This is a genomic window from Caulobacter sp. RHG1 (assembly GCF_013181195.1).
Lineage (GTDB): Bacteria > Pseudomonadota > Alphaproteobacteria > Caulobacterales > Caulobacteraceae > Caulobacter.
This window is the reverse complement of record NZ_SMZP01000009.1, coordinates 13,775-35,030: the sequence shown is the minus strand read 5'-3', so window position 1 is coordinate 35,030 and position 21,256 is coordinate 13,775. Positions and strand designations below refer to the sequence as shown.

Here is a 21,256-nt window from a genome sequence, read left to right as displayed (position 1 = left end):
GGACGGCGCGAGGCGGCTTTGTCACCAGCCCCGCTCGCGGGCCCATCGATCGATGACCACGCCATCTTCCAGCACGACATAGCTGGCGTGCTGGGCGCCAGTGGCGCAGGCGTGATTGGGCAGGATGCGCAGGCGCGTGCCGACCGGAAAGTCGTCCGGACTGATCGGCGCGCCGAGACGGTCGGCGATGACCCCATGTTCCTGGTTGGCCGAGATCACGATCAGCTCGCCGATCCGCCGTCCCCCGATGTCACAGACCAGGCCATAGCCTTGATCGACCGGCTGGCGTTCAGTGCCGCGATCGCGCGACAGCGCCATCCAGCCGGCGTCGGTGATCACCCAGCCCTTTTCCGCCTGATGACCGATCACCGTCGTCAGCACCGACAACGCCAGGTCGTCGGGCGTGCAGACGCCGACCCCGGCCATCACCAGGTCCTGGAACATGAACACGCCAGCCCGCACCTCGGTGACGCCGGCAAGGTCCTGGGCGAACAAGGCGGTCGGCGTCGAGCCGACGCTGACCACAGGGGCGGACAGGCCCGCCTCGCGCAGCCGCTCGGCGGCGCGGACGGCGCCCGACCGCTCGAGCTCGGCGAAGGCGTGCAGCTCGGGCTCACTGCGAGCGTTGTAGCTCTCGCCCGCATGAGTGAGGACGCCATGCAGGATGCCCGCTGCTTGCAGTACCTGACCGATCGCCAGCAGCGCCTCGGCCTCTGGCGTGACTCCGCTACGATGACCGTCGGTGTCGATCTCGATCAGCGCCCTGATCGACAAGCAGCTTTCACGGACGAAGTCGCCTAGGGCCTGGGCGGTGACGACATTGTCGAGGATCACGGTCAGCCGAGCCGATCGCGCCGCCAGGCGGGCGATGCGCGGCAGCTTGTCGATAGCCAGACCAACGCCATACAGAATGTCGTCGAAGCCGTGATCGAAGAAGTACTCGGCCTCGTGCAGGGTCGATACGATGATCGGGCCGCCAGCCGGCAAAGCCCGCCGCGCGACTTCGACACACTTGGCGGTCTTCATATGCGGACGAAACACCACCTGCGGCCAGGTCGCGAGTTGCTGCCGCATGCGGGCCAGGTTTCGGTCCAGCCGCGCCTGATCCAGGATCAGGCACGGCGTATCCAGTTGCGTCAGGCTTTCGCTCATCGTCCAGACCTAGGCGTTCGGAAACACGGTGGCCAGGGCGCCGCCCACGCGCGCGACGATCGTATCGACGTCGTCGCGCGTCAGCACCAGCGGCGGGGCGAAACCGAGGATATCGCCGCCGGGCATGCCGCGAGCCAACAGGCCCCGCTCGGCGCAGGCCGCCGAGACGCGCGCGCCAATCTTTTCGGCCGGATCGAACCGGACCTTGCGGTCCTTGTCATCGACGAACTCGATGGCCGCCAGCATGCCCACGCCGCGCACTTCACCCACCTTAGGATGATGGGCGAAGGCGGCGCGCAACGACTCCAGCAGGTAAGGTCCCACCGACTGCACATTGCCCATGATGTCTTCGCGCTCGATCAGCTCGAGGTTGGCCAGGCCGGCCGCGGCGCAAACTGGATGCGCCGAGTAGGTGTAGCCGTGCGAGAACGGACCATAGTGATCCTGACCCTTCTGCAGAACTTCCCACACCCGCTCGCCGACGATGACCGCCGACAGCGGCAGGTAGGCGCTGGTCAGGCCCTTGGCGACGGTGATCAGGTCGGGCCGGATGCCATAGACGTCCGATCCGAAATTGGCGCCGATCCGGCCAAAGCCGGTGACCACTTCGTCGGCGATCAGCAGGATGTCGTATTTGTGCAGCACCGCCTGGATCGCTTCCCAGTAGCCGGCCGGCGGCGGGACGATGCCGCCAGTGCCCAGCACCGGCTCGCCGATGAAAGCGGCCACAGTGTCGGGGCCTTCCTCCAGGATCATGCGCTCAAGGTCCTCGGCGCATCGCACCGAAAACTCTTGTTCGCTCATGCCCGCTTCGGCTTCCCAATAGTGGTGAGGCGCGGTGGTGTGGCGGATGGGGCCGTACGGCAGGTCGAAGCCCGCGTGATAGACGTTCAGGCCGGTGAGCGCGCCCGAAATGATCGTACCGCCATGATAGCCGCGCCGACGCGAGATGATCTTCTTCTTCTCGGGTCGCCCCAGGACGTTGTTGTAGTACCAGACCAGCTTGACCTGGGTCTCGTTGGCGTCCGATCCCGACAGGCCGAAATACACCCGCTGCATGCCGGCTGGCGCCATCGACAGCATCTTGTCGGCCAGGCGGATCGCTGGCTCGTTCGAGGAGCCGGCATAGGCGTGATAGTAGGCCAGCTTATGGGCCTGCTCGGCGATCGCGTCGGCGATCTCGGTGCGCCCATAGCCGACATTGACGCAATAGAGCCCGGCGAAGGCGTCCAGGATCTCGCGTCCGTTCTGATCGCGGATCCAGGCGCCCTTGCCGCCCGTGACGATGCGCGGATCGCCGGCGTCGCCAGCCGCGTAAGCTCGCAGATTGGTGAAGGGATGGATGAGCGAGGCGCGGTCCAGTTGCTCGAGGCTCTGGTTGCGAAGCGGGGCGATTTCGGAGTCGAAGGTCAAGGCGTTCACCTTTGATGGAGGCAGAGATATTTGATGTCGGTGAAGTCCAGCAGGCCCTGCTGGGCGCCTTCCCGGCCAAGGCCTGACTGACGCCGGCCGCCGAAGGGCACCGGCGGTCCGGTCATGCGATCGGTGTTGACTGCGACCATGCCGTAGTCGAGCTGCTGCTGGACTCGCAGGGCGCGGGCCAGATCGGCGGTCTGGATGTAGGCCGCCAGGCCATAGACGCTGTCGTTGGCCCGCCGGATCACCTCGTCCTCGTCGTCGAAGATGATGACCGGCGCGACGGGGCCGAAGGTTTCTTCGTGGAAGATCCGCATGTCTTCACGCACGCCATCCAGGATGACGGGCGCGAAATAGGCCTCGCCTTCGGGGCAATAGCCCTGGAACCGGACGACCGCGCCCTTGGCGACGGCGTCCTCGACCTGGTCGGCGCAGACCTGCGCCTGGCCGGCATGGATCATCGGCCCAAGATCGACGGTGGGGTCGGTTCCCGGTCCGACCTTGAGCGCGGCGGTCGCCGTCACCAGCTTGTCGACGAACGCATCGTGCACGCTTCGGTGGACGAAGATGCGATTGGCCGCCAGGCAGTCCTGGCCGGACGTCACGAACTTGGCGCCGACGCAGTCGGCGACGGCCGCGTCCATGTCGGCGTCTTCGAAGACAATGAAGGGCGCGTGCCCGCCCAGCTCCAGCAGCACCCGCTTCACGGTCGGGGCAGCGTCGCGCAGAATGCGGCGCCCAACCACCGTCGATCCGGTGAAACTCACCGCCCGCACCAGGGGGTGAGCGACGAGGCGCTCGCCCAGCACCGGCGAGGCGCCGGTCAGCGTGGCGTAAACGCCGTCGGGAAACTCAGCCTCCTGCGCCGCCTCGGCAATGGCTAACGCGGTCAGGGGCGTTTCGGGCGACGGCTTGACGACGACCGTGCATCCTGCGGCAAGGGCTGCTGCGGCCTTTCGCAGGATCATCGCGAGGGGGAAATTCCACGGCGTGATCGCCACCGCCACGCCCAGCGGCGCCGGCGTCGCCATCAGGCGTGACCCTGGCAGATGGCTGGCGATGATTGACCCGTTCACGCGCACGGCTTCCTGCGCGAACCACTCGACGAAGCCCAGTCCGTAGGCGACTTCGCCGCGCGCCTCGGCCAGCGGCTTGCCCTGCTCCTGGGTGATCAGTTCGGCGAGAGTGTCGGCCTGCGCGGCCAGGGCGTCGCGCCAGCGACGCAGGTACGCCGCTCGCTCCGAGGCCAGTCGAGCGCTCCAGGCCGGAAACGCCGCCGCGGCCCTGGCGACCGCTTCGTCCGCGTCGGCCAGAGTCTGATCCGGTGCGAACCCGATCTGGCTTCCGGTCGCAGGATCATGCACGGCGAAGGTCGCCGCATAATCCTTCTGAGACGCCTGCTGGAGAGTAGATGGCAACATGATCCCGCCTTTCGCCACAAGGCTAGGCAGGCGCACGCCGCAAGACTTCCAGCCGCCGCACGGCATACGAAGCGATCTTCTGCGATTGAGCGTTTTTTCAGAAACCCCTTCAGATTGATCCCCGCAAACCCAAACCAGGGCCTGGCTCATTCCGCACAATCCGTCGCAGAAGATTCTTTCGTGAAGGACGCACCGAACGGCGGACATTGCGGGCGCGCAGCGGGATCATGCGCTAGGCCTAGCTTTGCAGGCCGCGAGGAAACATGACGCGCACACCATCAACGAGCCTGTGGAAACAACCGGCCGGGGTCTACCTCGTGGCCGCCGCCGAGTTCTGGGAGCGCTTCTCCTATTACGGCATGGTGGCCCTGCTTGTGCTGTTCCTGAGCAGCGCATCGGCCGATGGCGGACTGGGCTGGAGCCGCGATCAGGCTCTGCAAGCCTACGGAATCTTCGCCGGCCTGGCCTTCTGCCTTCCCGCCGCCGGCGGCTGGTTGGCCGATCGTTGGCTAGGCGAGCGCAAGGGCGTGCTGCTGGGCGGATTCGGCATATTCCTAGGCAACCTCACCCTCTTCATCATGACCTGGGGGCTGCAGGACACCCTGGCCAGCGCCCTGCTGTTCCTGGGCCTCGGCGCGATCATCGTCGGCACCGGACTACTGAAGCCCGCGATCTCGACCCTGGTCGGGCGGATTTATGACCGCCAGCCCGAGTATCCGCGCACGGCGGGCTACACCATCTTCCTGATGTGCATCTGGATGGGCTCGGTCGCTGGCACCCTACTGGCCGGCGCCCTGGGCGAGATGATCGGTTTCCGCTGGGGCTTCCTGGTTTCGGCCTTGGGCATGGGTGCGGGCCTGGTTCTCTACACGCTGAAGGCGCCGCCCCTGCTAGGCGATATCGGCCTCAAGCCCACGGCGGCCAGCGCCCAGACCGCGTCCGAGGCGACCCGCCCTCCGCTTGCCCTGCCCGCCATCCTGCTGCTGACCGCCTTCACCGCCGTCTATGCCACAGCCTTCTACCAGAAGGCCGGCGTCCTGACCCTGATGGTAAAGTCCACAACGGATCGCACGATCGGCGGCGTCGAGTTGCCGGCGTCGGTGTTCCTGACGGTCAGCACCATCGGCTTCGTGATCCTGGCTCCGATCTTTGAGATCCTGCTGACGCGGCTGGCCGCGCGGTCCATTCGCATCGACCCCTATCTGAAGCAGATCGGCGCCCTCGTGGCCCTGGCCATCGGCTACGCGTTCTTCCAAGGTGCGGTGGCGCAGAGCGCTCACGCCGTCACGGGCCTGCACAGCGCCTGGTGGATCGTCGCCGGCTATCTGTGCTTCTCGATCGGCGACGTGCTGATCTGGCCGCCGCAGATTTCGACCATCAGCCGCCTGGCGCCACCGCGCCTGACGGGCCTGCTGATCGGCGTCTGGTACGTGACTGTCGGCATCGGGAACTACCTGGCCGGCTTCCTGGGCGTCTACGCCGACCGCCTGGGCCTAGCTTCCTACTTCACCCTCATCCAGACCGGCCTGCTCGTTGCGGCCGCCCTGTTGTTCATCATCCGAGCCCGCTCGGCGGCCCTGCGCGCCGCCGTCCAGAGCCCAGAAGGATCCGCCGCATGAACCCGTCGCCGACTTTCGAAACCGCGGAGTTCGAAGCCCGTCTCGCCCGGGTGCGCCTGGCCATGGCGGAACAGAAGCTGGATCTCCTTATCCTCAGCGACCCGTGTAATTTCTATTATGTCAGCGGCTATGAGGCCTGGTCGTTCTACGTCCAGCAGTACCTGATCGTCACCGCCGACACCGGCCGCCCCATCTGGCTGGGTCGCCAGATGGACGCCCGGGGCGCGCGCCTGACGACGTGGCTGCAAGACGAGGACATCCACACCTATCCCGACACCTATGTGCAGTCGGCAGAGCGCCACCCCGCCCAGTTCCTGGCGGCCTTCCTGGCCGAACGCGGACTGGACAAGGGCCGCATCGGCACGGAGCTGCAGAGCTACTACCTGACGGCCAAGACCCAGCAAGTTCTGGAAACGTCGCTGCCCAACGCCACTCTGGTCGACGCCAGTCTGCTGGTGAACTGGATCCGCTCCAAGAAGTCGCCGGCCGAGGTGGCCCTGATGCGGCAAGGCGCCAAGATCGTCGAAAGCGCCATGCGCACGGCCGTCGATCACACCCGCCCCGGTGTGCGCCAATGCGACGTGGCGGCAGAAATCTATCGCAGTCTGATGCGCGGCACGGCGGAGTACGGCGGCCAGTACGCCGCCTCACCGCCGTTCATGCCCACCGGCGACCGTGTCGACACCCCCCACCTGTCCTGGACCGACGCGCCCTATGAGCGCGGCGGCCAAGCCAACTTCGAGCTCGTGGCTGCTCGTCATCGCTATCACACGCCGCTGGCCCGCACCGTGTTCCTGGGCAAGCCGCCCCAGGCGCTGGTCGACCTCGAGAAGGCCGCCCTTGACGGGATCGAAGCCGCGCTTGAGGCCGCCAAGCCTGGCGCAACGGCCGCCGATGTCGAAGACGCCTGGCAGAAGGCCGCCGGCCGCCACGGCGTGCACAAGGCCGCGCGCTGCGGCTACGGCATCGGCATCGCCTATCCGCCCACGATCGGCGAGTTGAACGTCAGCTTGCGTCCAGAGGACAGGACGGTGCTGGAGGAAGGCATGACCTTCCACCTGATGCCGGCGGTCTGGCAGGAGACGGCGTCCATCGTCATCACCGAGCCGTTCGTGATCACCGCGACCGGCTCCGACACGCTTTGCAAGTTCGAGCGCCGACTGTTCGTGATCGACTGATCCGGCAACCGAAGGGGCCTGCCATGCAGATTGACAGTTTCGACCTGAAGATCCTCGACATCCTTCAGAAGGACGGGCGGATCACCAATGCGCGCCTGGCGCTGGATGTCGGCCTCTCGGAAAGCGCCTGCTTCAATCGCGTCAAGCGGTTGGAGCAGCAGAAGGTCCTGCAGCGTTACACCGCCCACTTCGACCATAAGGCCATCGGTTCTTTCGTCACTGTCGTCGCCTGCGTGACGCTGGAATCGCATCGGCAGCATGAGGCGACCCGCTTCGAGCAGATCGTCGGCGCCACGCCTGAGGTGGTCGAGTGCCTGTTCGTCGCCGGTCAGTTCGACTACATGCTGAAGGTCGTCGCGCGAGACATGACCGACTATCTGGCGATCATGGACGGCCTGATGGAGGCGTTCGGCAAGATGAGCCAGTTCTCGTCCTACATCGTCATGCGCAAGACAAAGGAGGAGCCCATGGCGGCCAGTTACCTCTCCCAGAAAGCGCGACAGCCGGTGCTCTGACGGGCTTTCGGCTTTAGTCTGCGATCGCCTTGTAGAACTCCTCGTCGGGCAGCGCAGAGCCGCCCGTCGCCCAGACCAGATGGACAGCCTGGGGCAGTCGCTCGGCCAGCGATGGAGAGCCCAGCCCCTGGGCTTTGAACGGCTCCATCGCCGCCAAGGCGGCCGCCGCCGAAGGCTCCAGGCGCAAGCCGTTGGCGTGGTGCGCGTGACGCATCCAGATCAGCATGTCGGCGTCCGGCACAGCCACGACGGCGTCGATCGCCTGCCCGACCTTCTCCAGCACGAAGCTGGAAACGCGCGGCACGGCCAGACCATCGGCGATCGTGTCGTTGTCCAGGCCGATCTCATGGATCGACACCGTCTCTCTCCCGCCCAAGGCCAGGGCGGCGAACATGCTGGCCGATTGAGTAGGCTCGACGAACACGCCGACCACGGCCGCGCCGAACAGGGCTTTCAGACCAAACAGCACCCCGCCCGGAGCGCCGCCCACACCACAGGGCAGGTAGACGACCAGCGGCCGTTCAAGGCTGGGCGTCAGGTCGCGTTCGGCCAGCTGATCCGCCACCTCCTGCGCCGCCACGGCATAGCCGAAGAAGAGGTCCCGCGACTGCTCGTCATCGATGAAGTGGACCCGCTGGCCGCCGGTCGATGCGACGCGGGCCCGGGCTACGGTTTCAGTGTAGTGGCACTCGTGCTCGATGACCTTGGCGTCCAGGGCGCGCAGGCGCTCCTTCTTCCATTCCTTGGCGTCGATCGACATGTGGATTTCGGCGTTCAGACCCAGAGCCCGAGCGACAAGGCCGATGCTGAAGCCGAGATTGCCCGTGCTGGCGACGGCGACCGAATGCAGGTTGAGCACGGCCTGAGCCTGCGGCTCCAGAAGGGCTTCGATCGGCTCGCCAGGCGCCAGCAACGCCTCGTCACGCGCGATCTTCTCGACATAGCAGAGTAGTTCGTGGACGCCGCCGCGGGCCTTGATCGAGCCCGTCATCGGCAGAGCATGATCACACTTGATCCAGGTGTCGGCCATATCGGCCGGCGGATCGGCGTAGGGCGCCAGGCCGGAGACGATCCGGCCATCCCAGCCTTGGCCGGGAAACAGCTTGCGCAACAAGGGCTCGAAGCGCGCGAAGCGTTCGGCCGCGCACTGAATTTCGTCGCGATCGGATTGGGTGACGTTCAGTGCGGAGACTGCGGGGTTGAGCCACACCGTCGACGCTCCGGCCCGCAGGCGAGCAAAGAGCAACGCTGCTTGATCGTCTACTTTGGTCTGCTTGGCTTGAGATCCCATGAGGCCATTTTGCAGGCCTGACGCGGGAAGTGTTTCGAAGAAGCAGCCTTAAACCGAACAACCTTCACCAGCGCCGCCCAAGAACGGCGCCGGTGGCCGGCTTGCCCCCTGCCCCGAGATCGGGACAGAGGGCTCGATGCTAGAACGTCTTGGAGACCCCGAAGTAGAGGTAGCGACCACGATAGTCCGCCAGGAAGCGGTCCCAGCCATCGGTGGACGAAGCGACGAAGGGCAGCTTGGCGTCGAAGACGTTCTCGGCGCCGCCATACACCCGCAGGCCGTTCAGAAGGCCGGGCGCATCCTCGGCGAACGTGTAGCCGGCCTGGAGATCGGCGGTGACATAGTCGCCCACGCGTCGGCTGACCACGCCGGGCAGGATGTCCTTGTAGCTGCCGGTGTAGCGGACGAACGCCGCGGCATCGACCGCGCCGTGGCTCCAGAGCGCGCCGCCGACCCAACGCCATTTCGGGATGGGGCCGAAGACGGCGCTGTAGTTGTCCAGACGGTCAACGACGATCGCCCCCGCCTTGTCCTCGAACTCGAAGGTGTAGGTGGCGTTGAGGTTCAGCGTGAACTGACCGATTGGGGTCTCCGGTAGCCCGTAGCTGACACCCAGATCGACGCCTTGAGCGGTGCGATCGCCACCGTTCGACAGACGCAGGTCCAGGGTGGGGTAGCGGGTCACAGGATCACGCGTGATCGTACCGCTGGGCGACGTCCCGTTGAGCAGGGCCTGGCCATCGGGGGCGGCGATCAGGTCGGTAATCTGAACCTTCCAGTAGTCGAGGCTCACCGACAGACGATCGACGAAGGTCGGGAGATAGACCACGCCGACATTGTACGACTCGCCCAGCTCCGGCTTCAGGGCGGTGTTGCCGCCGACGATGCGGTCGACCGGCAGATTGCCGCCGCGCACAGGGTCGTAGAAGAAGCCGCCCGGTTCGGTGTTACGCGACTGCGCCGCATAGAGTTGAGCCAGCGACGGCGCGCGGAACGACTCCGCCCACGAGGCGCGGACATAGAGGCTTTCCTCCAGGAAGCCCGCGCGAACGCTGGCCTGCTTGACCGTGGCGCCGCCAAAGTCGCTGTAGTTCTCGTAGCGGATCGCCCCGGTCGCCTCGAGAGAGCTCAGGCCCTTCGACGAGGTGTTGGAGATGATCGGCACGTAAACCTCGCCGAACACCGTCTTGTTATCGCGCGAACGCTTCTGATCGGTGCGCCCGCCGCCGTTCCACCAGTAGACCGTGTTGCGCCACCCCGCGTCGTAGGTCGCGGTGTAATCGATCTCGCGATACTCGGCGCCGGCGGCGAACCGCACCCGACCGGCCGGCAGACTGAACAGCGAACCCGTCATCTTGGCGTAGAGGGTCGAGACCTCGTTCTTGAGCTCGTAGTTGCTCGTCGGGCTCAGGCCAGCCAGCTGAGCAGCGCTGTTGGCGTAGTAGCCGAAGGGGTTGAAGGCCGTCGCGTCGGTCCGGTTCGCAGCGGCCTGGGCCAAGGCCAGCGAGATGTCGTTGACGTAGTGTTCCTTGACGGTCTTCTGATAGCGGATGTAGCCGCCCTCATAGGTGAAGTCGCCGACCTTGCCCTTAAGGCCCACGGTCCCGCGCAGGTTCGTGGTGTCGAAATATTCGGTGATCGGACCAAATTCGTTGGGGCCGAACTTGTAGACCGCAGCAACCGACACGCCGAACGGGTTGTAGGGGTTGTTGGCGGGCACCACGACGTTGACGATCGGCGAGTCCAGGGCGACGAACTTCTGGTCGCGGGTGCTGAAATAGCCGTCGCTGAACAGCACCAGGCGATCACCCAGCAGATCGTATTTCGCCGACCAGTGGCCGGAGAAACCCTTCTGGGGCGGGAAGGTCCCCTCTTCGTTCGTCGAGACCGCGGTCGCCTGCGTGCGCAGGACATAGTCACTGGGCGAGGTTCCGGTCTGGCCGGGCTGGAAGCGCGAGGTGTCGATCGTGTAGTTGACGCCGCGGACCGTCAGGCGGTTTGGCGTCGTCACCGAGGTGCTCCGACGATCCGTGCCGCCAAAGGCGCGATAGTCGCGGCTGGCGGTCAGTTCGCGGTCGGCCTTGACCATGCCGTTGCGCTCGTGGAACGCCAGACTACCGACGAAGTCTAGCTTGTCGGTATGGGTCCCGAACAGCATCCCCACGCGCTTGTAGCTGGCGTCGCCGTCGGTGGTGTTGCCGTAGGACGCAAACGCCTGAACGCCCTCGAAGCGCTCCTTGAGCTTGATGTTCACGACCCCGGCGATGGCGTCCGAGCCGAAGATGGCCGACGCGCCGTTCTTCAGGATTTCGATGCTCTGCACAGCCTCGGCCGGCACGGCGTCCAAGTCGGGGATGTCCTCGCCGCCAAAGCGTTGACCATTGAGCAGAACAAGCGTGTAGACGGCGCCGAGCCCGCGCAGGTTCACCGACGAACCCCCGCCGGTGTACTCGTTGTTGGTGGGCGCCAGCGAGGCCCCGGTCGCGATCGGTTGCGACCTCAGCAAGGTCGAGATGGCTTCGCCCGAGGTCGCCTTGACGGTCCGCTCGCTGATCACATCGACGGGCGTCGCGTTGGTGACCAGCTTGCCGCCGGTGGCGATGTTGGACCCCGTGACGACGACCTCTTCGACCGTACTGCTATCGTTTTGGGTTTGGGCCTGTGCTGGAAAAACTCCCAGGCACAGGGCCGCGGCGCTGGCGCCGCCGAGCCACTTTTTCATCGTTCCCCTCATTAATCGTTCCTCGAGCCTGCTGGCTACGCGGGCGCCGGATCAGGCGGTTCGCTTGGGCGAAACGGTCCGTGCGAGGTAGATGCTAGCGAGCCGGAAACAGGCGACTGTCCGCCTTGAGCGTCGGAAAACCGGGGGAAATTTCTTATATCCTCCGCGAATTTGAAGAATTTCCTTCATTTCGCGAGCGGTGCAGATTGCGCTCTCAGAGGCGCCGGCGCTCAAGTTTTCAGCGTTTGAACTGCGGGATATCGCGTGGATTTCGCACAAGAAATCGCGCCGCCCGATCGCCGCCCAAACCCTCATTTCTTCAGGTGTGAAGGCGCTATCATCCACCGCCGAGGACCATAGGGCTGCGCCTTGGGCCAGACTTGATCCAGCGTCTCGGCGTCATAGAGGCGCCCACCGGTCATCACTTGGCGCACGGACAGGGTGTTGCGCAGGTTGCTCAGCGGATCGGCGTCCAGGATCAGCAGGTCGGCGATCTTGCCTGGCGTGATCGAGCCGAGATCACGCTCGAAGCCCAGATAGCGCGCATTGACGATCGTCGCGGCCTCCAGCGCCTCGATCGGCGTCAGCGCCTGACCGAACGTCCAGATTTCCCGATGCGTCCCCAGGCCCTGATCTTGGCCATGACCGCCGACGCCGACCTTGCCGCCCGCGCGGACGATGTCCTTGACGCCCTGGACGGACAGGATCGCCGAATATTGCGACAGCGGGCGGCGCGTGAAGTTGCCCTTGCGATAAAGGTCCTTCCACGGCACCCACAGCTGCTGCTTGCGGTCCGAGGACAGATCCGCCTCCGCCATAAAGTACTCGATCAGGTACAGCCCCTGCCCTGGCGTGATCAATTCGGGATTGTACTGCGTGCCCGAGCGCGCCACGAACTGCACCACGTCGTCGTACAGCGGAAGGTCGAGCAGCGGATGCTCCCAGGCCGTCTGGCCGTCCATGATCATGCCCAGGTCATAGGCCAGGTCCATGCCCTCGCCCGTGACCAGCAGCCCACCGTGATCGCGCGCGGCCTGGGTGGCCCACTGCCGCTGCGAGCGACGCGGCTGGTAGTATTGCTTCAGTCCGATCGCGCCGATCCCGGCAAGCCGGGCAGCCGTATCGTCTGCGAACGCCTCGTCCTTCAACACCAGCGCGCCGGCCCCGTACATGGGCGTGCCCGTGCTGAACAGTCGGGGCCCCAGAAGCTTGCCGGCCGCAGTCTGCTCGGCGACGGAGAACACCGAGAATGAAGGCGCGGCCGGGTCGAAGACGGTCGTGACGCCATAAGCGAGATAGTTGGCCGACCGCGCTCGATGCTGCGGAATGATCTCGTGGTCGTAGCCGCTGATATGATGGGCGTGGACGTCGATCAGGCCGGGCATGACCGTCTTGCCCTTCAAGTCGATCACCTTTGACACGCCGGCCAGAGGGACGTCGCCGACCGCGACGATGCGCTGGCCACGCACCAGGATCGCGCCGTTCTCGATCACCTTGCGGCCATCCATCGTCAGGATGCGCGCATTGGTCAGCGCGATGTCACCCTTGGGCGGATCCCGGTCGATCTCCAGGCCGATCGCCTGGCTGTCGGTCTGGCCCGAAGCAGGATCGAACCGTTTCAGCGCCGGTCCCTGGAGATAGGCGAGCTTGCCAGCCCCGGTCCAAGTGGCGAAGCCGCCGCCCTTCGAGGTCAGGCGACGCGTCGTGCTGCGACTATCATTGGCGGCGACGTAGGGCGGGGTCGTCGCTTTCAGATCCAGCTCGGCTACGAACATGTTCTCGCCGGCCTCGAAAGCCAGACGGCGGCCATCCGGCGAGATCACCGCCTTGGTTCCGCCCGGAAGGCCGGCATGGGTGCTGGCGTCGCCGCCCGAGGCCGAAACCGACCGCAGCACCGCGCCAGTCCTGCGGTCGATCACCCTGTCTGACGCGTCGGCGCGCGCCGTGAAATAGACCCGCCCGTCCTGGCCGAAGGTTGGTCGTGAGAACCCATCATCAGTCGTGACCCGGACCAGGCTGCGCGCCTCGCCCCCTATGGCTGGCAAAACGATCAGGTCATTCCAGCCCCCGACACCGACGCCTTCGCCTCGCAGGCCCGCGCCGGTCCCTTTGGCGACGACGATGGCCCGCCCATCCGGGCTCCAGGATGGATTGAGGTACTCGCCTGCAAGCGAGGTCAGCTGGATCGGACGTCCGCCGGCCGCCGGAGCCTTCCAGACATGGCCCCCGATCTCGTCGCTCCAGGTCGTGAACGCGATCCAGCGGCCATCGGGGGACCAGGCGGGCGACAGCTCGACCGACTGTGCGCCGAACCGCGCGTCGGGCTTGCCCCATCGGCTGGACGTGGCGTCACCAGCGTTCTTGCGCCACAGGCTGCCGGCGGCCTCGAACACCACCGAACTGCCGTCGGGCGACCAGGATGGCCAGCGCGGCGACCGCACCTGTAGCGGTCCGTCAGAGATGCGAAGCTGCGGCTTGACCCTTTCGGAGATCGTCCGCTTCACCTGAGCTGTAAACGGAATGGTCTCCACCCGCCCATCGCCAAGCCAGGCGCGTCTCAGCTTGCCGCCTTCGGAATAGACGATCGAGGCGGCGTCCTTGGCCCAGGCGTAACCGGGCGCCAGCCTGATCTGATACAGCGTGTGGGTTTCCAGCTGGTCGGGCGCCAGGCGGTCGATGGCCAGCGTCTCTTCGCCGGTCGCCAGGTTTCTCAACCAAAGCCCGGTTTGCTGATCTAGCTTGACCCCGCCGTGCTCGGTCACGCCTCCGGGGATGCGACGCTCAAAGGCCATGACCTTGCCGTCCGGAGAGAGACGCGGTGCGAAGTCCGAGAAGGGCTCGCGGTGATAATAGCGCCGCTGAGCGCTTTCATCGAAGGGCTCGTCGCGGCCGCTCTGCAGGTCCAACCGCCGGATCTGGTGGTCGGTCGCCGTCTTGAAATAGCCATCGGCGGTCACCGGCGCGGAGCTACGGTGATAATAGAGGTATCGGCCGTCCGGCGAGGCGGTGGGCGCAAACACCAGGTCGCTGTCCGTCCCCAGCAGTTCCTTGGGCGGATCGCCGTTGATGGGAACGCGCCAGATTCGATTGGTCCGCGTCCAAGTCCCCAAGGCATGCGGATATTGTCGGACGGCGAACACCGCCTGGCCGTCCGCGCTCCAGGTGGGCTCGGTGAAGGTGCTGTCCGAGCTCTCCAGGAGCGGGCGCGGTGCGCCGCCGTCGGCATCCATCACCCAGAGATTGGCCTGTCCTCCCCGGTCGGAGATGAAGACGATCGACTTGCCGTCCGGCGCATAGCGCGGGTGGTAGTTGAGCGCGACGCCGCTGTCCTGGGACAGGACCTGCGCTGCGCCCCCTGCGATCGGCACGCGGTAGACGTGGGCCAGCAGGTCGAACAGCAGCCACTGACCGTCAGGCGAGATGTCCACCGACATCCCGGTCCCCTCGGAGACGGTGAAATCCAGCTCCCTCACCGCGCCGCGCGGCGCCGTCGTATCCCAGGGCTGTTGAGCGCCCGCGGACGTGGCGGTCAGCAACGCCAGCAATGATGCGGCCACCAAGCTCTTCGTTTTGCGCCGCGGGGGACGGATGGAAACAAGGGTCATGCCTGGTCTTTCGCTCCAACCGCTCGCGGGTCACCCACGATAGTCGGGCGCCCGCGCACGGATGGCTTCCAGGCCGAGGATCAGCGAAGAAATCTTCTTTCGAACAACGATAGGCGAACGCCCAATCTGGTCTGAAACCGTCCGAAGACGGCCTGGTTCAAGGTGCAGGCGTGAAGTCCAGGTCCTGATAGTCATAGCTGAAATCGGCCCGCGGCGAGGCCGCCTTCAGCGTGATGCGCGCCACCTTGCCGTCCGCACCAAACGCAAAGCTGACAAGTGCGGGCTCGAAGCTCTTGTCGATCCAAGCCGTCCGGAAGGTGTCTCGCGACCAGGGTTCGAGTTCTCCCGACATGCCCGGATTCTGCGGAAAATCGATCATCAAGCGGCCGCCACGCTCGGTGATGGTGATCCGCCCGAACCATGGATCGCTGTAGGCCCCGACATAGGCTCTTGCCGGTAGCGGCGCTCTGGCGCCATCCGGCCGCCCTTGAGCGACGATCTTCGCCGCGGCCTGAGCCTTCGCCGAGGTCAACGCCGACCACGCCGCGGGCCAGTCCGTCTTGCCGCCAACGGGATCGATATAGTGGTCGAGCAACTCGTACATCAGCCCCATGATCAGCGCGGTGTCCTCGGCATTGGTGAGGATGGAAAAGCCGACGTCCTTGTCCGGAAGCAACACGGCGATCGACCGGAAGCCCATGATGCCGCCGGTGTGCCAGACAACCCGCTGGCTCTTGTAGTCGATCACCTTCCAGCCCAGCGCATAGGTCGAGAACAACGGAACCGCGCCAGCCGGCGCGCTTCTGGGTTCGCGCGGCATCAGGGTCTGGGGCGTCCACATCTGCTGCGAGGCCTGGGTGCTGAACAGGCGCCTTTCACCGCCCGGCAGCGCGCCGCCCGCCAACTGCAGGGCGATCCACCGGCTCATGTCCCGAGCGCTGGCCACCACCCCGCCCGCCGGCGCGGCGTTGGCGCTGAGCACATCCTTTTCGTCCAGCGCTTCCATGCGCCCGAGACCGCGGATGGCGCCGTCCAGCCTGGCGTGCGGCGTCGCCCGATCGGGGTTGGCGAAGCGTCCGGAAGGCTCGGTAACGGCGGTCTTCATGCCGGACGGCGCCAGGATTCGATCGCGCACGAAGGCCTCCCAGGTCTGGCCGCTGACCGCCTCGATCAGCTGGCCCGCCGTGATGTACAGAACGTTGTCATAGGCATAGCCGCTGCGGAAACTGGTTGCGGGCTTCAGATGCCTGAGCGCCTGAACGGTATCGGCCCGGCTGCGCGTGGACCGGGGCCAGAACAGCAGATCGCCGGCGCCCAGGCCTAGGCCGCTGCGATGGACAAGCAGGTCGCGCACCGTGATCTCGCGCGACACCCAGGGATCGTACATCTGGAAGCCCGGCAGGCGATCGATCACCTTGTCGTCCCAGGCCAGCTTTCCTTCATCGACGAGGATGGCCAGGGCGGCCGCGGTGAACGCCTTGCTGACCGACGCGATCGGAAAGATCGTGTCGGCGCCCACGGTGTCCGGGCGGTCCAGTCGCCGTACGCCATAGCCTTGCAGCAGTGTCGTCTTGCCGCCCTCGACAATGGCGATCGACATGCCCGGCGTGCCTGAGGCGCGCAGCACCGCCTTGGCGCGCGCGTCGAAGCCCGCAGGCGGGTCGGCCAGAGCCGCTCCCGCCATCGCCAGGGTCAAGGCGAGCGCCGAAGCGGCCCCGCGTAAGAGCGGCGCTAAGGTCATGGACGAGTCTCCGCAGGGGCTTGGGTTAAGGACGGGTCGAGGCGTCGCATCGGTCGATCCAGAAGGAGCAGCAGCCCGCCGGCCACGAGCGTCGCGCCCGCCATCAGGGCGAAGAACTGGCCATGGCTGATCCGCGCCCAAGCCGTGCCGGCTACGCCGGCAAGCAAGTTCCCGGCGAACGCGGCCGAGAACCAGGCGGCGATCAGGGTGGCGGCCATCCGGGGCGGCGCCATTCTGCCGAACAGGCCCAGCCCCACCGGCAGGATGTAGAGTTCGCCTGCGGTGAACACGAAGAAGAACAGGGCCAGCCACATCCAGCTGACCTGCGCGCCCGCGCCATCGGCCCAGACGCTCAAGGCCGCCAGCATCAGATAGGCGATGGCGACCACGCACGCCCCAGACGCCATCTTGCGCAGAGGCGACGGCTCGCGGCCTCGCCGAGCAGCTCGGATCCAGAACGCCACCAAGGGCGGCGTCAGCAGAAACACCAGCATGGGGTTGAGCGACTGGAACCAGGTGGCGGGGATCGACCAGTCACCGGCCAGACGACGATCGACGCTGGTGTTGATCCACAGCGCCAGGGTGTTGCCGGTCTGCTCATAGGCGATGCGGAACACCACGACGGCGAGGCCGACGCCGGCCAGCAGCAGGAATCTTTGCTTCAGACCCTGCTCGGCAGACGCCGCCGTGGTTGGCGTGCGATCCGCTTCGCGCAAGGTCTCCTGCGGCAGATAGCGCTGGCCCGCGAGATAGATGCAAAGCCCGACCAGCATGCCCACGCCCGCTGCGCCAAAGCCCCAGTGCCAGCCATAGATCTCGCCCAGCGCGCCGCAGATCAGCGGGGCAAGGAATGCTCCAAGATTGATGCCGACATAGTAGACGTTGTAGGCCGAGCCCCGCCTAGGATCGTCGGCCGCGAACAGGCTGCCGATTTGGCCAGGCAGGCTTGGCAGGAAGAGGCCGTTGCCCAGGGCGATCACGCCGAGCGCCGGATAGAACAGGCCCTCGAAGGCCATCATGAAATGACCCAGGGCCATGATCGAACCGCCGATGATCACGGCCTTGCGCCGCCCCAGCCAGCGGTCGGCAATTACACCGCCCAAGACCGGCGTCAGATAGATGAAGGCCGTGTAGAGCCCGTAGACCAGCGAAGCGTGTTGCTGCTCCATCATCAGCTGGCGGGTCATGTAATAGACCAGCAGCGCACGCATTCCGTAGAACGAGAACTTCTCCCAGGTCTCGGTCAGGAACAGAATGGTCAGGCCGCGCGGCTGACCAAACCAGGTCTTCTCCGACGCCCTCATACGGGCGAGCCCCACAGGGTCGGCGGACAGGTCAGGTACCCGTCCTCATAGATCGCGCTATCCGCGCGATCGGCCGCCAGCAGCAGCGGACCGTCCAGATCGACGACGTCGCACAGCTGGCCCAGCACGAAGGCCGGCGCCATGCCCAGACCCGTGCCCAGCATGTTGCCGACCATGATCTGGAAGCCGAGCCGCCGGGCCTCGGCCGCCATGGCCAGGCCCTCGGTCAGGCCCCCGCACTTGTCGAGCTTGATGTTGATCACATGGGCCCGCCCCGCCATCGCGGCGACATCACCCGTATGCTGGACGCTCTCGTCGGCTGCGACAGGGATCGTCGAGCAAAGTCCATCCAGCAGGGCGTCTTGCCCCCGGGGGAAAGGTTGCTCCAGAAGTTCGACGCGAGCGGCCACCAAGGCCGGGGTCAAGGCCGCGAGGCTTGTCGGTGTGAAGCCCTGGTTGGCGTCCACGGCCAGCCAGACATCCGGCCGCGCCCCTCGCACCGCCGCGACGCGCTCGGCGTCCTGGCCATCACCCGTCAGCTTCAACTTGAGCGCGCGCGCCTGCGAGAACGTAACCGCCTGCTGCGCCATGACCTCCGGCGCGTCGATGCCGATCGTGTAGGTCGTCAGCAGCTTGCGCGGCGGCTCCAGCCCCGCCAGGCGCCAGACCGGAACGCCGGCGCGCTTGGCTTCCAGATCCCACAGGGCGCAGTCGATGGCGTTGCGCGCGGCGCCCGCCGGCAGGAGGTGCGACAGCATCTCACGATCCAGCCCTGCCTCGATCGTGGACCGCAGGCTCTCCAGGCGCGAGACGACGCCTGCAGGCATGTCGTCCAGATAATAGACGCCGGTCGCCTCGCCGCGCCCCACGTGCTCGCCGTCGCTCAGAGTGACGACGACGACTTCGAGATCATGGAAGGTATAGCCCGTGATGCGGAACGGGGTGGTCAGCGGCCAGCGCTCGATGGTGAGCAGCATCGACAGGCGAGGCGGAACGGAAGCAGGCAACGGGCGACCCTCTGAGTTGACGGGACCACCATCGCCAGCCCCGTCCGGGAAGCCTTGCCGCCCTCAAGGCGAGGGCCGAATAATGCGCGCTCATGGCGCCGGGCCACGAAAGGTCCCACGGCGCTTTCGACCAACCGACCGCGCTCGACGGCCGGTTGGTCGGATAGGCTAGTAGCGGTAGCCGACCGTCAGAGCGAACTGCTGAGGATCGCCATAGCGGCACGCGTTGACGCCGGCCGACAGACAGCCCGCGTACTTCTTGTCCAGCAGGTTCCGCGCGTTGAACGCCACGCGCCAGGGCCCCGGCGACCATTCGATCAGGCCGTCGACCAAGGTGTAGTCCTTGTTGTCGAAGGTGGCGCCGATGATGTTGCTGGAGCCCGTGTAGCGCGCGCCGAGACCCAGCTTCACGTCAGGCAGACCGATCGACGCCAACTTGTAGTCGGCGAACACCGAGAGGGTCTGCTTGGGCACGAAGGTCGGACGCTGCCCCAGTTCGGCGGCGATGTTCGACTTGGTGATCTCGGGATCGAACCAGGCATAGGCCAGCAACAGGTTCAAGCCCGGCGCGACCTGGGCCTGGGCCTCGGCCTCGACGCCGCGAACCCGCACTTCACCGGTCTGGACGCTGAAGCCGGCAGGGCGGCCAGGCGTCGTGTCGGTGGTCAGGACGTTGGTCTGGGTCAGCTGATAGACCGCCGCGCTGAGCAGCAGCTTGGAGCCTGGCTTTTGATAGCGAACCCCGGCCTCGAACTGCTCGCCCTGGCTAGGCACGAAAGCGGCGCCGTTGAAGTCCGTCCCGATCTGCGGCGCGAACGACTGCGAATAGCTGGCATACGGCGCCAAGCCGCTGTCGGCCTTGTAGACCAGACCGGCGCGCCAGGTGAACGCGTCGTCCTTCTGCTCGACCTCGGCATTCGTGGCGCGAATGCCCGTGCGGTTGCGGCTCCAGTCCTGGCGGCCGCCCAGCACGACGATCCACTTGTCGTCGATATGCACCTGATCCTGGAAGTACAGGCCGACCTGGCGACCGCGCACGTCGGTGCCGCGATTGCGGCTCTGGCGCATGTCGACGACGGGTACGGCGCCATAGACGGGATTGTAGATGTTGATCGGCGTCACCGAGCCGTTCTGGAAGCGGTCGTTCCGGAAAACCGGCACATAGACGTCCAGGCCGCCCAGCAGTTCATGCTTGAGACGACCGATGGTCAGGTCGTACTTGACCCGGGTGTCGGTCGAGAGCGCCGAGGTCTTTTCGCGGCGATAGCTGACCGTGCGGGCCAGATCACCGGCCGCCGTGACCGCGCCGACCTGCAGATAATCCCAATCAAGCTTGCCCTCGTAGTAGCGCAGCGCGTGCTCGACGCTGAGCGCATCCGAGAAGCGGTGGCTGGCGCGATAGCCGAAAGTCCACTGCTTGGCGTCGTAGTGGTCAAAGCCCGGCTCGCCCACGAAAAGGTCGCGGGCGATGGGACCGCGCGGGAGGCCAGCGCCCGTGACCAGTTGCACGCTGAGCGGCGCGGCGAAGTTCATGTTGATCTCCTGATAGCTGCCCAGCAGCGTCAGAGAGGTCGCGTCGCCCGGATTCCAGGTCACGGCAGACGCCAGGAAGCGCTTGTCATCCTTGATGTAGTCGACGTCGGTGTCTGAATCGCGGATCAGGCCGGTGATGCGGAAGGCGACCGTGTCGGAGAGCGGCCCGGTGTAGTCGGCGGCCAGTTCCTTGCGGTTGAAGCTACCGTACTGGGCGCGCACCTCACCGAACTTCGAGAAGGAGGGCCGCTTGCTGACTCCGTTGATGACGCCGCCCGGGCCGAGCTGGCCGTAGAGCACCGAAGTGGCGCCGCGTAGCACCTCCAGACGTTCCAGCGCATAGGGCTCGATGCCGCCGCCGTACGTCGAGGACTGAGGCTTGAGGCCGTCGAGAAGAATGCTGCCATCGGCCGTGTTCACGGCGAAGCCACGCAGATAGACGTTGTCTGCAGCGCGCGCGAAGCTAGCCGACTGCGTGATCAGGCCAGGCGTGTAGCCCAAGCTTTCGCTGATGGTCTTGGTGTTGATGGTCTCGATGAACGAGGCGTCGACGACCGAGACCGATTGAGGGGTCTCGATCAGCAGGGCGTCGGACTTGCCGACGGCGACCTTGTTGTTGACCCGCGTCGTCACGACCAGGGCGTCGACTTCATTTTGGCTGGCGTCGGCTTGGCCCGCGTCGGCGGCGAAAGCCATGGCCGGACAAAGAGCGACGGCCGCAACGCCGTATAGCAAAAGGCTGCGCATAAACT

13 protein-coding genes are annotated in these 21,256 nt (G+C 66.0%); 3 read left to right on the top strand and 10 right to left on the bottom strand.

Annotation, left to right across the window (positions count from 1 at the left end):
* Positions 1-21: 21 nt before the first annotated feature.
* From E1H18_RS22165 to E1H18_RS22155, 3 genes are read right to left on the bottom strand one after another with little or no spacing between them, the layout of a single operon-like run.
* The gene (locus tag E1H18_RS22165) at positions 22-1,152 is read right to left on the bottom strand and encodes an alanine racemase (protein ID WP_172272902.1); all 1,131 of its coding nucleotides are present in this window, start codon (positions 1,150-1,152) and stop codon (positions 22-24) included.
* A 9-nt stretch (positions 1,153-1,161) separates the two neighbouring features.
* Positions 1,162-2,565, bottom strand: coding sequence for an aminotransferase (locus tag E1H18_RS22160; RefSeq protein ID WP_194248151.1), 1,404 nt, complete (start codon positions 2,563-2,565; stop codon positions 1,162-1,164).
* A 5-nt stretch (positions 2,566-2,570) separates the two neighbouring features.
* The gene (locus tag E1H18_RS22155) at positions 2,571-4,139 is read right to left on the bottom strand and encodes an NAD-dependent succinate-semialdehyde dehydrogenase (RefSeq protein ID WP_172272899.1); all 1,569 of its coding nucleotides are present in this window, start codon (positions 4,137-4,139) and stop codon (positions 2,571-2,573) included.
* A 113-nt stretch (positions 4,140-4,252) separates the two neighbouring features.
* Here E1H18_RS22155 and E1H18_RS22150 point away from each other — a divergent pair, with 113 nt between their 5' ends.
* Genes E1H18_RS22150 through E1H18_RS22140 form a run of 3 tightly spaced genes read left to right on the top strand, consistent with a single transcriptional unit; the run spans position 4,253 to position 7,301 of the window.
* On the top strand, positions 4,253-5,608 hold the full coding sequence (locus tag E1H18_RS22150; RefSeq protein WP_172272896.1) for a peptide MFS transporter: 1,356 nt from the start codon (positions 4,253-4,255) through the stop codon (positions 5,606-5,608).
* On the top strand, positions 5,605-6,786 hold the full coding sequence (locus E1H18_RS22145; RefSeq protein ID WP_172272893.1) for a Xaa-Pro peptidase family protein: 1,182 nt from the start codon (positions 5,605-5,607) through the stop codon (positions 6,784-6,786). The genes E1H18_RS22150 and E1H18_RS22145 overlap by 4 nt, the downstream gene beginning before the upstream one ends.
* A 23-nt stretch (positions 6,787-6,809) precedes the next feature.
* On the top strand, positions 6,810-7,301 hold the full coding sequence (locus E1H18_RS22140; protein WP_172272890.1) for an Lrp/AsnC family transcriptional regulator: 492 nt from the start codon (positions 6,810-6,812) through the stop codon (positions 7,299-7,301).
* A 13-nt stretch (positions 7,302-7,314) separates the two neighbouring features.
* Here E1H18_RS22140 and E1H18_RS22135 read toward each other — a convergent pair whose 3' ends face one another.
* From E1H18_RS22135 to E1H18_RS22105, 7 genes are all read right to left on the bottom strand, one after another.
* On the bottom strand, positions 7,315-8,592 hold the full coding sequence (locus E1H18_RS22135; RefSeq protein ID WP_172272887.1) for a D-serine ammonia-lyase: 1,278 nt from the start codon (positions 8,590-8,592) through the stop codon (positions 7,315-7,317).
* A gap of 139 nt (positions 8,593-8,731) precedes the next feature.
* Positions 8,732-11,314 (bottom strand): TonB-dependent siderophore receptor, encoded by a 2,583-nt coding sequence (locus E1H18_RS22130; protein ID WP_172272884.1) that lies wholly within the window; start codon positions 11,312-11,314, stop codon positions 8,732-8,734.
* 311 nt (positions 11,315-11,625) lie between these two features.
* On the bottom strand, positions 11,626-14,871 hold the full coding sequence (locus E1H18_RS27425; protein ID WP_172272881.1) for an amidohydrolase family protein: 3,246 nt from the start codon (positions 14,869-14,871) through the stop codon (positions 11,626-11,628).
* 205 nt (positions 14,872-15,076) lie between these two features.
* Complete coding sequence (locus tag E1H18_RS22120) at positions 15,077-16,660, bottom strand: serine hydrolase (RefSeq protein WP_172272878.1); 1,584 nt, start codon at positions 16,658-16,660, stop codon at positions 15,077-15,079.
* Positions 16,657-17,964, bottom strand: a complete 1,308-nt coding sequence (locus E1H18_RS22115) for a peptide MFS transporter (RefSeq protein WP_172272875.1) — start codon at positions 17,962-17,964, stop codon at positions 16,657-16,659. Before E1H18_RS22115 ends, E1H18_RS22120 begins: the two co-directional genes overlap by 4 nt.
* The gene (locus E1H18_RS22110; protein WP_241736153.1) at positions 17,961-18,971 is read right to left on the bottom strand and encodes a dipeptide epimerase; all 1,011 of its coding nucleotides are present in this window, start codon (positions 18,969-18,971) and stop codon (positions 17,961-17,963) included. The genes E1H18_RS22115 and E1H18_RS22110 overlap by 4 nt, the downstream gene beginning before the upstream one ends.
* 168 nt (positions 18,972-19,139) lie before the next feature.
* Positions 19,140-21,251, bottom strand: a complete 2,112-nt coding sequence (locus E1H18_RS22105; RefSeq protein ID WP_172272872.1) for a TonB-dependent siderophore receptor — start codon at positions 21,249-21,251, stop codon at positions 19,140-19,142.
* Positions 21,252-21,256 lie beyond the last annotated feature (5 nt).